The following is a 12,858-nucleotide window of genomic DNA, read 5'->3' on the forward strand; positions in this document are numbered from 1 at the left end:
CACGTTGCTTCGTGGCCTGACCCGCTGTTGGCGTGAGCCAGGTTCGTCGGAGTTTTGCAGCATACAATTTGCCGCGATCGAGAGATCGCCGCATTAACGAGATCCGGTTACGCGGATCCGGGGGAAGATGATGGCACGCGTGAGGACTGCCTCCGCAGCGGACGTCGACAGCGCGCTGGCGCAAGATCGGCGCGCATCCTTCGCACTGCCGGGCCTTTTATTGGCTGGCGGCGCGCTCCTGTGTGCGTCTCTGACCTTGCCGATTTTGCTGGGCCTCACGTCGATCGAGCCGACCTCAGAGGTCCTCGTTGCTTCTGCCGTCATCAATTCGCTGTTTATCGTCGGGCTTATGTTCCTGATCGGGCGCGAAGTGATGCGTCTCTTCAAGGCGCGCAACCGAGGCCGTGCCGCTGCGCGTCTGCACGTTCGAATCGTCGCCCTGTTCTCGATCATCGCGATCACGCCGGCGATCCTGGTCGCGATTTTCGCGTCAATCACCCTTAATGTCGGTCTCGACCGTTGGTTTTCGATCAGAACGCAGTCGATCGTCTCCTCGTCGATGAATGTCGCCCAGGCCTATATGTTGGAAAGCGCAAGCTATCTGCAGGGTCAGACGATCTCGATGGCCAACGATCTGGAGCGCAATCGCTCCCTCTTCTATCTTGATCGCCAGGGCTTCGTGGATCTGATGACGCGTCAGGCCCGGGGCCGCGGCATGCTGGGCGCCTTTCTGGTGCGCGAGGACGGATCGGCAATCAGCCAGGCAGATATCGATACGGACAAGCCACTTCCGGCCATTCCGCGCGATGCCCTTGGCAGCGCTGCTTCCGGCCAGCCGACGCTGATCCCGCCTGGCATCACGAACCTCGTCGGCGCCATCATCAAGCTGGACAGTATCTCCGGCACCTTCCTCTATACGATACGCGCCGTCGATCCGAAGGTCATGCAGGCCATGCGCTTGATGGAGGAGAACACCGCCGAATACCAGTCGATGGAAGATGGCCGAACGACGCTGCAGATCGCTTTTGCCATTCTCTATCTCGGCTTTGCGCTGATCGTTCTGCTCGCAGCGATCTGGACGGCAATTGCGGTTGCCGACCGGATCGTAAGACCGATCCGGCTGTTGATCGGCGCGGCCGACAGCATCGCCTCGGGGAACCTCAACGTCATCGTGCCGGTACGCGCCGCCGATGGCGACGTCGGCAGCCTGTCGCGGACCTTCAACAAGATGGTCTCGCAGATCCGCTCGCAGCGTGACGAGATCCTTGAGGCCAAGGACGAGGTCGACGACCGTCGCCGCTTCATCGAGGCCGTATTGTCCGGTGTCACGGCCGCCGTCATCGGCGTCGAGGACGATGGCATCATCACCATCGTCAACCCATCGGCCGAGTATTTCCTGGCATTGCCGGCCGAGCAGTTGATCGGACAGAAACTCGCCCTGGTGGCGCCAGAAGTGGATCGTGTTCTCGCAGAAGCAGCCGTCCGCCATCGCGGTGGTTACCGCGAGCAGATCAACATGATCCGCGGCGGCAAGGAGCGGACGCTCAATGTGCAGGTCACGCGCGAGGAGACACGCGGCTCGGTTGATTCCTATGTCATCACCCTCGACGAAATCACCGATCTGGTCGTGGCCCAGCGTTCGACCGCCTGGGCCGACGTTGCCCGGCGTATCGCACATGAAATCAAGAACCCGCTGACACCGATCCAGCTGTCGGCCGAACGCCTCAAGCGTCGTTACGGCAAGCAGATTGCCGAGGATGACAAGGCCGTCTTCAACCAGTGCACCGATACCATCGTTCGCCAGGTCGAAGACATCGGCCGCATGGTCGACGAGTTCTCGGCCTTTGCCCGCATGCCGAAGCCGACGAAGCAGCGTTCCGACCTGCGCGAAATCCTGACGGACGCCGTCTTCCTGCGCGAAATAGGCAGTGCTGAAATCGAATTCCAGCGTGATTTCGGCGATGAGCCGCTCGAAGGAAACTTTGATGCACGCATGCTGGCGCAGGCGGTCGGCAACATCGTCAAGAACGCCGTGGAAGCGATCGAAGCCGTGCCGAAGGACGAACTTGGCGAGGGCGGCAAGATCCTCGTCAGGTCCGCCTTCGACGGTGACCAGGACCGGTTCATTGTCGATGTCATCGACAACGGCCGTGGGCTGCCGAGCGAGAACCGCCACCGGATTCTCGAACCTTACATGACGATGCGCGAGAAGGGCACCGGCCTCGGCCTCGCCATCGTGAAGAAGATTATTGAAGAGCATGGCGGGCAGCTAGAGCTGCACGACGCACCGGCCGATTTCGACCGGGGCAGGGGCGCGATGATCCGCATCATCCTGCCGCGCGCAGACACTGCCGCCATCGAGACTGAAAGCGATAAGGAAAAGGTCCATGGCCTCTGATATTCTCGTAGTCGACGACGAAGAAGACATTCGCGAGATCGTCTCCGGCATTCTGAGCGACGAAGGGCATGAAACCCGGACGGCGCATGACGCCGATAGCGCGCTGGCCGCCATTTCGGATCGCGTGCCACGGCTGGTCTTCCTCGATATCTGGATGCAGGGCAGCCGCCTCGACGGCCTGTCGCTGCTCGACGAGATCAAGACCCGCCATCCGGAACTGCCGGTCGTGATGATCTCCGGCCACGGCAACATCGAAACCGCCGTCTCCGCCATCAAGCGGGGCGCCTTCGACTTCATAGAGAAGCCCTTCAAGGCCGACCGCCTGATCCTGATCGCCGAGCGCGCGCTGGAGAACTCCAAGCTGAAACGCGAGGTCTCCGAATTGAAGCGCCGCACGGGTGACGCGATCGAACTGATCGGTACTTCAGTCGCCGTCTCGCAATTGCGCCAGACGATCGAAAAGATTGCGCCGACCAACAGCCGCATCATGATCTTCGGCCCTTCCGGTTCGGGCAAGGAACTCGTCGCACGCATGATTCACAAGCGCTCGGCCCGCTCGGGCGGACCGTTCATCTCGCTGAACGCGGCGGCGATCACGCCTGATCGCATGGAGATGGCACTGTTCGGCACCGAGGGCACACCGGGCCAACCGCGCCGGATCGGTGCGCTCGAAGAGGCCCATCGCGGTATTCTCTATCTCGACGAAATCGGCGAAATGCCGCGCGAGACGCAGAACAAGATCCTGCGCGTGCTCGTCGAACAGCAGTTCGAGCGTGTCGGCGGATCCAAGCGCGTCAAGGTCGACGTCCGCATCATCTCGTCGAGCGCCTACAATCTGGAGAGCCTGATCGCCGAGGGTCGGTTCCGAGAGGACCTTTTCCATCGCCTGGCCGTGGTCCCGGTCAAGGTGCCGGCACTCGCCGAGCGCCGCGAGGACATCCCATTCCTGGTCGACATGTTCATGCGGCAGGTTTCCGAACACGCCGGCATCCGCCAGCGCAAGATCGGAGACGACGCAATGGCGGTTCTGCAGGCGAACGACTGGCCGGGCAATATCCGTCAGCTGCGCAACAACATCGAGCGGTTGATGATTCTGGCCCAGGGTGACAGTCCCGATTCGCCGATCAGCGCTGAAATGCTGCCGCAGGATCTCTCCGACATGTTGCCAAAGGTGTCCGCGCGTAACGATACCCACATCATGACGCTGCCGCTGCGCGAAGCGCGCGAGATGTTCGAACGTGACTATCTGATTGCCCAGATCAACCGCTTTGGCGGCAATATTTCACGGACCGCGGAATTCGTCGGCATGGAACGCTCGGCCCTCCATCGCAAACTGAAATCGCTTGGCGTATAAGCGGGCGAAACGAATCCGGTAGACGCGAACCTGGGGCAGGAAGCTTGCCATGAAAGTCATCATCTGCGGCGCGGGCCAGGTCGGTTATGGTATCGCCGAACGCCTCTCCCAGGAAGGCAACGACGTCTCGGTGATCGACACCTCGGCGTCGCTCGTCTCGCACATCACCGAGACCCTCGATGTCAGCGGTTATGTCGGTCACGGCGCCCATCCGGATGTGCTGGCGCGCGCCGGCGCAGACCAGGCCGAAATGCTGATCGCCGTCACGCTTTATGACGAGATCAACATGACGGCGTGTCAGGTCGCGCATTCGCTCTTCAACGTGCCGACCAAGATTGCCCGTATTCGCTCCCAAAACTACCTGCGTCCCGAGTATTCCGACCTTTTCAGTCGCGACAATCTGCCGATCGACGTCACGATCTCGCCCGAGATCGAGGTGGGCAAGATGGTCTTGCGCCGAATTTCCTTCCCTGGTGCCACCGATATCGTCCGGTTCGCAGACGACCATATTGCGATGCTCGCCATCGAGTGTATGGAAGATTGCCCTGTTGTCGACACGCCGCTCAATCAGTTGAGCGAACTTTTTCCCGATCTCATGGCCACCGTCTGCGCCATCTGGCGCAATGGCCGCCTGCATGTCGTTCGCTCGCAGGACCACCTGCAGGTCGGCGACCTCGCATATGTCATCTGCCAGCGGGACCATGCCCGTCGAACCCTTGGCCTCTTTGGCCATGAAGAACAGGAAGCGGCCCGTATCGTCATCGCCGGCGGCGGCAATATCGGCTACTACGTCGCTAAGTCCATCGAGCAGATGCAGCCAAAGACTCGTCTGAAGATCATCGAGAACGACCGCGAGCGCGCGCTGTCCGTATCGGATCAGCTGCAGGACGGCATTGTGCTGCATGGCTCGGCGCTCGACCAGAACATCCTGCAGCAGGCCGACATCCAGGATGCCGATCTGATGGTGACGCTCACCAACAATGATCAGACGAATATCCTGAGTGCTGCGATGGCCAAGCGCCTCGGCTGCAAGTCTGGCATGGCGCTGATCAACAGCCCGTCCTTCCACGATCTTGCCACCTCGATCGGCATCGATGCCCATATCAATCCGCGTGCCGTTACGATTTCGCGCGTGCTACAGCATGTGCGCAAGGGCCGTATCCGCGCCGTCTATGCCGTCCAGAAGGGCAAGGCCGAAGTGATCGAGGCCGAGGCGCTCGAAACCTCGCCGCTCGTCGGCAAACCCTTCCGGGAACTCGAATTGCCGCCCGGACTGCGCGTCGGCGCGATCCTGCGCGACAAGACCGTGATCCGCCCGGATGGCGAAACGAAGATCAAAGCCAAGGATCGCGTGGTCATGTTCGCAGCTGCCGACGCCGTGCGCCATGTCGAGCAACTCTTCCGCGTATCGATCCAGTATTTCTGAAAGAACCAGCCCCATGCCACGCATCGCCTATGTCAATGGCCGTTACCTGCCCCATGCCGACGCGGCGGTGCATATCGAGGATCGGGGATACCAGTTTGCCGATGGGGTCTATGAGGTCTGCGAAATTCGCCATGGGGTGATCGTCGATCTGACACGGCACCTCGACCGTCTTGACCGTTCGTTGTCCGAACTCCAGATGAAGGCCCCGATGAGTCGCGCGGCCCTGACCCAGGTCATTTGTGAAGTAGCGCGCCGTAATCGCGTTAAGAATGGTCTCTTCTATCTCCAGGTTACGCGCGGTGTGGCCCGGCGCGACCATGTCTATCCCTCAGCCGACACACCGCCGAGCCTGGTGATCACAGCCAAGATCACCGATCCCTCTGTCATCGCGAAGAAGAACGAGACGGGACTGAAGGCAATCACTCTGCCGGACAACCGTTGGGATCGCGTCGACATCAAGACTGTCGGCCTTTTGCCAAATGCCATGGCCCGTCAGGCGGCCAAGGAGAAGGGTGCGCAGGAAGCGATCTATGTCGATTCGCGCGGCATGGTGACGGAAGGGGCGGCGACCAATGTCTGGATCGTCGACAAGGATGGGGTGCTCGTCACCCGTCCCGCCGAACACGGCATCCTGCGCGGCATCACGCGCACAGGCCTGATGGACGTAACGGACAGGTTGGGGATCAACGTGCAGGAGCGCGAGTTTTCCCGCGAGGAAATGCTCACCGCGCGCGAGGTCTTCATCACCGCCGCCACCAGCATCTGTTTTCCGATCGTCGAAATCGACGGCCAGCCGATCGGAAACGGTCATCCCGGCGCCATGGCCGAGCGCATCCGTTCGACCTTTTTCGACGTTGCGGAGAAGACGGTGATTTGATACCACGTTTTTTCGGCGAAGGGACGAGGGGCATTTTCTCTGCGCTGATCAGTTAACAAACAATAATCACACCGGTCGCAAAGCACCGGCAAGAAAGAAAGAAGCGGCGCCATGGCGGAACGTTCTCAGAACCTGCAGGATCTCTTCCTCAACACCGTACGAAAGCAGAAGATTTCGCTGACGATCTTCTTGATCAACGGCGTGAAGCTCACCGGTGTTGTGACATCCTTTGACAATTTCTGTGTTCTCCTGCGTCGCGACGGCCATTCCCAGCTGGTCTATAAGCACGCCATCTCGACCATCATGCCCGGCCAGCCGATGACGATGTTCGAGAACGACGAAGCCTCTTCCGGACAGGACTGAGATCATCACAAGCCGAGATACAAAGAACGAATCGATCATCCCGGAGGACGAAAAGCGCCGGGATGACATGCGGGCGCTCGTGCTCGTGCCCGTCCTGAAGCAGGCGAAGGCGCAAGCACTGCCTGAAGGGGCCCCGCCGGCCCCGAGCCGGTCCAACGAAGCACGTCTCGAAGAGGCGATCGGCCTTGCCCGTGCCATCGACCTCACCATCGTTCAGGGTCTGATTGTTCAGGTCAACCAGCCGCGCCCGGCAACGCTGATGGGATCTGGCAAGATCGCCGAAGTGAAGGCACTGCTCGACGAGTTCGACGCGGGTCTCGTCATCGTCGATCACCCGCTCACGCCTGTTCAGCAACGCAATCTCGAAAAGGAATGGGGCGCCAAGGTTATCGACCGTACGGGCCTGATTCTTGAGATCTTCGGCCGCCGCGCCTCCACCAAGGAAGGCACGCTGCAGGTCGAGCTCGCCCATCTGAATTACCAGAAGGGCCGTCTGGTCCGTTCCTGGACCCACCTTGAACGCCAGCGCGGTGGTGCTGGCTTCATGGGTGGTCCGGGTGAAACCCAGATCGAAGCCGACCGCCGCCAGCTGCAGGAGAAGATCATCAAGCTCGAGCGCGAGCTTGAGCAGGTTGTTCGTACCCGCCAGTTGCACCGCGCCAAGCGCCGCAAGGTGCCGCATCCGATCGTGGCCCTGGTTGGCTACACCAATGCCGGCAAGTCGACGTTGTTCAACCGCATCACCGGTGCGGGTGTTCTGGCCGAAGACATGCTGTTTGCAACGCTCGATCCGACGCTGCGACGCATGAAGCTGCCGCATGGTCGAACCGTGATCATGTCGGACACCGTCGGTTTCATCTCCGACCTGCCGACGCACCTCGTTGCCGCCTTCCGCGCGACACTCGAAGAGGTGCTGGAAGCCGATCTGGTGCTGCATGTCCGTGACATGTCGGATCCGGATAACGGCGCCCAGTCGGCAGATGTCCTGCGCATCCTCGACGATCTCGGCATCGACGACAAGGAACGCGCCGAGCGCATCCTCGAAGTCTGGAACAAGATCGATCGTCTCGACCCTGAGAACCACGACGGCCTTCTGCAGAAGGCGGCGGGTCGCGAAAACGTCCTGCCGGTCTCCGCCGTCACGGGCGAGGGCGTCGACACCCTTCTCGACGTCATCTCGCAGCGCCTCTCGGGCGTGCTGACCGAAGCGACAATCACCATTCCCAGCGACAAGCATGCGGTGATTTCCTGGCTCTATGAAAACGGCATCGTCGATGGCCGTGAAGATCACGAGGACGGCTCCGTCAGCCTCGACGTGCGCCTGACCGATCGGCAGGCCAACGAGTTGGAGCGGAAGCTCGGCGGCCTGAAGCCCCCCGTCAGGGAAGACTGGGAGCGCTGAAAGCGCGTCTTCACCGCTTGATCCAGGTCAACTGATCGCTCGACCATGTGTGTCAACTTTTGTTTACACACACGGGAGGTGGTCATGCGCGTCGTCTTCATTCATCCGAACTATCATTCCGGCGGCGCCGAGATTGCCGGCAACTGGCCACCAGCCTGGGTCGCCTATCTCGGCGGCGCGCTGAAGTCCGCAGGCTTCACTGACATCCATTTCCTTGATGCCATGACCAACGACATGACCGAGGATCGGCTGCGCGAGGAATTGCGCAGTCTACAGCCGGATTTGATCGGCTGCACCGCAATTACCCCGTCGATCTACATGGCCGAGCGCTGCCTGGAGATCGCCAAGGAGGTCTGCCCTCAGGCGCTCCGGGTTCTCGGCGGCATCCATGCCACCTTCATGTACCAGCAGGTCTTGACCGAGGCGCCCTATATCGACGTCATCGTCCGTGGCGAGGGCGAGGAGATTATTGTCGAACTTGCCCGCGCCTTTGCCGCTGGAAATTGGAAGGTGGCGAGAGCAGGGATCAAGGGCCTCGCCTATGTCACCGACGACGGCAAGATCATCGCCACGCCCGCAGCCCCCACCGTGAAGAACTTCGATGCCGTCGAGCCGGACTGGACGCTGCTCGAATGGGAGAAATACATCTATGTGCCGCTCGGCGTGCGCGTCGCGATCCCCAACATGGCGCGCGGTTGCCCCTTCACCTGCTCGTTCTGCTCGCAGTGGAAGTTCTGGCGCGATTATCGCATCCGCGATCCGAAGAAGGTGGTCGACGAGATCGAAAAGCTAGTCAACGACCACCAGGTCGGCTTCTTCATCCTGGCCGACGAGGAGCCGACCATCAATCGCAAGAAGTTCATCGCCTTCTGCGAAGAGCTAATTGCCCGCGGCCTGCCGGACAAGGTGAAATGGGGCATCAACACCCGCGTTACCGATATCATCCGCGACGAGGAATATTTGGCCCTCTATCGCAAGGCCGGCCTCGTGCATGTCTCGCTCGGCACGGAAGCCGCCGCCCAGCTGAAGCTCGACCGCTTCAACAAGGAAACCAAGGTCGCTGAGAACAAGAAGGCGATCCGTCTGCTCCGTGAAGCCGACATCTTCACCGAGGCGCAGTTCATCGTCGGGCTTGAGAACGAGACGGCGGAGACGCTGGAAGAGACCTATCGCATGGCGCGCGACTGGAACCCGGATCTCGCCAACTGGGCCATGTACACCCCCTGGCCCTTCTCGCCGCTGTTTCAGGAATTGGGCGACAAGGTCGAGATCTTCGACTTCTCGAAATACAATTTCGTCACGCCGATCATGAAGCCAGATGCCATGGACCGGGCCGAACTGCTCGACCGCGTCATGAACAACTACCGGCGCTTCTACATGATCAAGGCGCTCTTTCATTACCCCTGGCGCGGCAAGGGTTTTCGCCGCCGCTATCTGCTGGGTTGCCTCAAGGCCTTCATGAAGGCTGGCTTCGAGCGCAAGTTCTACGATCTCGGCAAGCACAATTACTGGGGGCCGCAATCGAAGGACAAGGTCGATTTCGGCTTCGACATGAGCCGCAAGATCGCACCAGCCCAGATGGCCGACTGGCAGGCGGCCTCCGACAGAGCCAGCCAGCTGCGCGCCCGCAAGGCTGGTGCCGCGGAAGAAGCGAGGACACCCGTGCTTGCCTGCGGCGGAGGGCCGGAGAGCCACGATGCCCACGTCTGAGGCCCGCCTTTCGGGAAGGGAAGCTGAGGGCTCTGATGGAGAGACGGAACTTGCCCGCAGCGGCACGCCGATCTCTGACGGCAACGGCGCCCGGATCGGGCCTAACAGCCTGATCCAGACGGGACAGGCGCTCGCGGCGCTGTTTGGCGAAGAGACGGCGCGCATGATCTTCGACCGCGCCGGCATCGGCCATCGCTACGCCAATCCACCCGGCACGATGCTGGATGAACGAGAGCCGCAGCGGCTCTTCGCCATGCTTTGCGACACCTTGTCGGATCAGGATGCCACCCACGTCCTGGCGGAAGCCGGACACCGTACCGGCCACTATCTGCTGGCCAATCGCATCCCAAAACCGGCACGCCGCCTGTTGCCACACCTGCCAACCGCCGTCTCTTCTCGCCTGCTTGTCCTTGCCATCTCGGCTCACGCCTGGACGTTTGCCGGGAGCGGCCGGTTCTCAGCCGAGGTCCGTGCCTGGCGCCAACCGGTCATTCACCTGGCGATCAAGAATAACCCCTTGGCAACGCCCGGCTGCCCCTGGCATGGAGCCGTCTTCGAACGCCTCTTCGGAACCTTGACCGCAACCCAAGTTTCGGTGCTACACCCTCGCTGCCAAGCCAAGGGCAACGACTGCTGCGAATGGACGATTACGGCTGCGACCGGGTCACTGCGGCGGGCCTGAATGTCTCCGAGAGCTGCAGCCGACCGACCGGATCGAGAAGATCGCCCGTCACAAGCGTCGAGATGATGGATCGCACGCCCGGCAAGGTCGTCACGGGCGCGATCAGGTGATCGCGAAGCGCAGGCAGGAGACGGCTGTCCGATTGGTAGAAGGGTGTCAGCACCCGACTGAGAAACTGGTAGCTGCGCACATGCATCTGCCTTTGCCGCAAATGCCGCGCGATGGCTTTTTCCACATCCTGTGCGTGAACCAGCGCGGAGACGAGCGACGCAGCGTCGAGCAGCGCCATGTTTGCACCCTGGCCGAGTTGTGGGCTGGTCGCATGCCAGGCATCACCGATCTTCAGCGCATGGCGCCCGATCACCGGCGGACGCGTCTGGTGGCGATAGCGGGCATGAACCGGCTCCGCGACAGCCGCGAGCGGAAGCGCATCAGGCCAGAGCTTGGCCACAGCCTCCAGCCACGCGTCGCGTCCAGCCTTGACCCATTCCGGATGATCAGCGGTGCGCAGGCTCCAGAAGAAGGTCGCCATGGCGGACGCGCCCTCGTGGGCAGTGCCGACCGGCAGCACGCCGGCCATCCGTGAGGCACGGTCGTAGCGTTGTTCGAGCAGGTCCTCCTGGAAAGGCCCGTCATCGGGGAAGGGTACCGTTGCCCAAAGCGCTCCATAGCTGAGTTCGCTGTCCGGGCGACTGCCAATCGGCGAATTGGCACCCATGGCGTCTATGACAAGGTCTGCCGGCAATGAACGAGAACCATCTTGGAAGACGAGACGGGCACGAGGCCCCGGCTCAACGCCGTTGATCCGCGCCGACGCCTCGAAGATCACGCCGGCTGCTCGAGCCGCGTCGAACAAGGTGTCGAACAGCGCCACCCGCTGGACAGCGATCCCGAACTCGCCCGACCGGTAGCGCACGTCGAGCACCGGCTTGCCGCCGTCCTTCAACCGTCCGACCATCCGGTCGATGCGTCGTCCGCGCGCGGCGACTAGATCGAGAAGCCCCATCGCCGAGAGTACCTGAGCCCCCGTCGGCTGCAGCACGAAGCCGGAGCCCACCGGACGTGGCGCATCCATCTGGTCGTAGAGTGTCACAGAGGCGCCGAACCGGGCCAGCATCGTGCCGAGCGCAAGTCCACCTACACCCGCGCCTGCAATGACCACATCGAATCCATGGAGCTTCATGCTGGTTCAGCCGATAGGTCGCGTGAGGCTCTTGGCGGCCTGCCAGAGTTCTTCCATCCGTTCCAGCGAAGCCGCTTCCAGCGTTTCGCCTGATGCATGAAGAGAAGTTTCTATATGTCTGAAACGATTACGGAACTTCGTGTTCGTGCCGCGCAGTGCCTGTTCCGGTTCCGCCCCCACATGCCGGCCGATATTGACCAGTGCGAAGATCAAGTCGCCGAGTTCGTCCTTGACCTTGTCAGGTTTGTTTTCGGCCAGCGCCTCACGCAATTCGCCGATTTCCTCCTCGATCTTGTCGAGGATGGGCGTGGCCTCCGACCAGTCGAACCCGACCTTGGCGGCACGCTCTTGCAGCTTTAACGCTTCTGTGAGCGCCGGAAACGACCGCTGTACCGAGCCGAGATAGCCGGTGTCGGGATCGGCAGCGGATCCACGGGCCGCGCGGCGTGCGAGACGTTCAGCTTTCTCTTCCTGCTTGATCGTGTCCCACTGCGCCTTCACGGCTTCCGGAGTATCGGCATCCGAGCGGGCGAAGACATGCGGATGGCGGCGGATCATCTTTCGGCTGATCGCCTCGACCACGTCGCCGAAAGAGAACAGGCCTTCCTCTTCGGCAATCCGGGCATGAAAGACCACCTGCAGCAACAGATCGCCCAGCTCCTCGCAGAGATCATCAGGATCCTTGCGCTCGATCGCATCGGCCACCTCATAGGCTTCCTCGATCGTATAGGGCTTGATCGTCTCGAAGGTCTGGACGATGTCCCAAGGGCAACCCGTTTCGGGCTGGCGCAGCGCCGCCATGATTTCGAGCAGGCGATCGATGTCGGTGGAGGCTTCCATTTTTATCCCGTATGGCTCGCTCAGTTGAGCGGAATGTCGTTATCGCCCTTGGACGACTGGTAAGTCTCCGACAAAAGGTCATACTGAGCCTTGATACGGCTCACCTGTTCGAAGAGTGCGGGGCGATCGGCATCGCTGGCGGAGGCCACCATTTCGATCATCGCATGGCTCAGCCAGAAGGCGTTCTGCCGCCGATAGCCGCCCGGCTCCAGGCCGAAAACTTCCTTGAGGATCTTCAGGTCATGCGGAATGGCAAAGGCGTCGCGGCTGTCTTCATGGCTGAAGAAATAGTAGAAATTGTCGAAGCCGGCCCAGGTGATTGCCGACATGCACATCGTGCAGGGTTCATGGGTCGAGAGGAAGATCAGATCCCTCGTGTCGGGCCGTTCGCCCTGCTCGTAGAAGCGCTTCAATGTATGCACCTCGCCGTGCCAGAGCGGATTCTCCAGTTCGTTATTGGTCTCGGCAAGCACCAGCGATAGGTCCGACTTCCTGAGGATCGCGGCGCCGAAAACCTTGTTGCCGGCAGCGACGCCTTTGGTAGTCAGCGGCAGGATGTCATGTTCGATCACGTCGAGAAGGCGACGGGTAAGTTCGGGTGTGGTCAAGGTGGCGCGCTCCGC

At 61.3% G+C, this 12,858-nt stretch carries 11 protein-coding genes; 8 read left to right on the forward strand and 3 right to left on the reverse strand.

Translation table 11 applies throughout. The features are described 5' to 3' along the window. The first annotated feature begins 130 nt into the window (after positions 1-130). The 8 genes from D4A92_RS17240 (at position 131) to bchJ (ending at position 10,212) form a co-directional block, all read left to right on the forward strand. Positions 131-2,398 (forward strand): sensor histidine kinase NtrY-like, encoded by a 2,268-nt coding sequence (locus tag D4A92_RS17240; RefSeq protein WP_203016065.1) that lies wholly within the window; start codon positions 131-133, stop codon positions 2,396-2,398. Then, on the forward strand, positions 2,388-3,752 hold the full coding sequence (locus D4A92_RS17245; protein ID WP_203016067.1) for a sigma-54-dependent transcriptional regulator: 1,365 nt from the start codon (positions 2,388-2,390) through the stop codon (positions 3,750-3,752). Before D4A92_RS17240 ends, D4A92_RS17245 begins: the two co-directional genes overlap by 11 nt. Before the next feature lie 49 nt (positions 3,753-3,801). Further along, complete coding sequence (gene trkA, locus D4A92_RS17250) at positions 3,802-5,178, forward strand: Trk system potassium transporter TrkA (protein ID WP_203016069.1); 1,377 nt, start codon at positions 3,802-3,804, stop codon at positions 5,176-5,178. 13 nt (positions 5,179-5,191) lie between these two features. Further along, positions 5,192-6,055, forward strand: a complete 864-nt coding sequence (locus D4A92_RS17255) for a D-amino-acid transaminase (protein WP_203016071.1) — start codon at positions 5,192-5,194, stop codon at positions 6,053-6,055. A 111-nt stretch (positions 6,056-6,166) separates the two neighbouring features. After that, positions 6,167-6,418, forward strand: coding sequence for an RNA chaperone Hfq (hfq, locus tag D4A92_RS17260; RefSeq protein ID WP_006728386.1), 252 nt, complete (start codon positions 6,167-6,169; stop codon positions 6,416-6,418). Positions 6,419-6,485: 67 nt separating this feature from the next. Continuing rightward, complete coding sequence (gene hflX, locus D4A92_RS17265) at positions 6,486-7,820, forward strand: GTPase HflX (protein WP_246753967.1); 1,335 nt, start codon at positions 6,486-6,488, stop codon at positions 7,818-7,820. A gap of 84 nt (positions 7,821-7,904) precedes the next feature. After that, a complete protein-coding gene (bchE, locus tag D4A92_RS17270) occupies positions 7,905-9,530 on the forward strand; it encodes a magnesium-protoporphyrin IX monomethyl ester anaerobic oxidative cyclase (RefSeq protein ID WP_203016073.1) in 1,626 nt (541 codons plus the stop codon). After that, positions 9,517-10,212, forward strand: a complete 696-nt coding sequence (gene bchJ / locus D4A92_RS17275; RefSeq protein ID WP_203016075.1) for a bacteriochlorophyll 4-vinyl reductase — start codon at positions 9,517-9,519, stop codon at positions 10,210-10,212. The genes bchE and bchJ overlap by 14 nt, the downstream gene beginning before the upstream one ends. Here the strand turns inward: bchJ and D4A92_RS17280 are convergent. From D4A92_RS17280 to D4A92_RS17290, 3 genes are read right to left on the reverse strand one after another with little or no spacing between them, the layout of a single operon-like run. After that, positions 10,178-11,395 (reverse strand): FAD-dependent oxidoreductase, encoded by a 1,218-nt coding sequence (locus tag D4A92_RS17280; protein ID WP_203016077.1) that lies wholly within the window; start codon positions 11,393-11,395, stop codon positions 10,178-10,180. The genes bchJ and D4A92_RS17280 overlap by 35 nt on opposite strands. A gap of 6 nt (positions 11,396-11,401) precedes the next feature. Next, positions 11,402-12,235, reverse strand: coding sequence for a nucleoside triphosphate pyrophosphohydrolase (mazG, locus tag D4A92_RS17285; RefSeq protein WP_203016089.1), 834 nt, complete (start codon positions 12,233-12,235; stop codon positions 11,402-11,404). A gap of 20 nt (positions 12,236-12,255) precedes the next feature. Beyond that, complete coding sequence (locus D4A92_RS17290; protein WP_203016091.1) at positions 12,256-12,843, reverse strand: deaminase; 588 nt, start codon at positions 12,841-12,843, stop codon at positions 12,256-12,258. Between the last annotated feature and the right edge of the window lie 15 nt (positions 12,844-12,858).

The organism is Rhizobium rosettiformans (assembly GCF_016806065.1).
In the GTDB taxonomy this organism is placed as follows: Bacteria; Pseudomonadota; Alphaproteobacteria; order Rhizobiales; family Rhizobiaceae; genus Allorhizobium.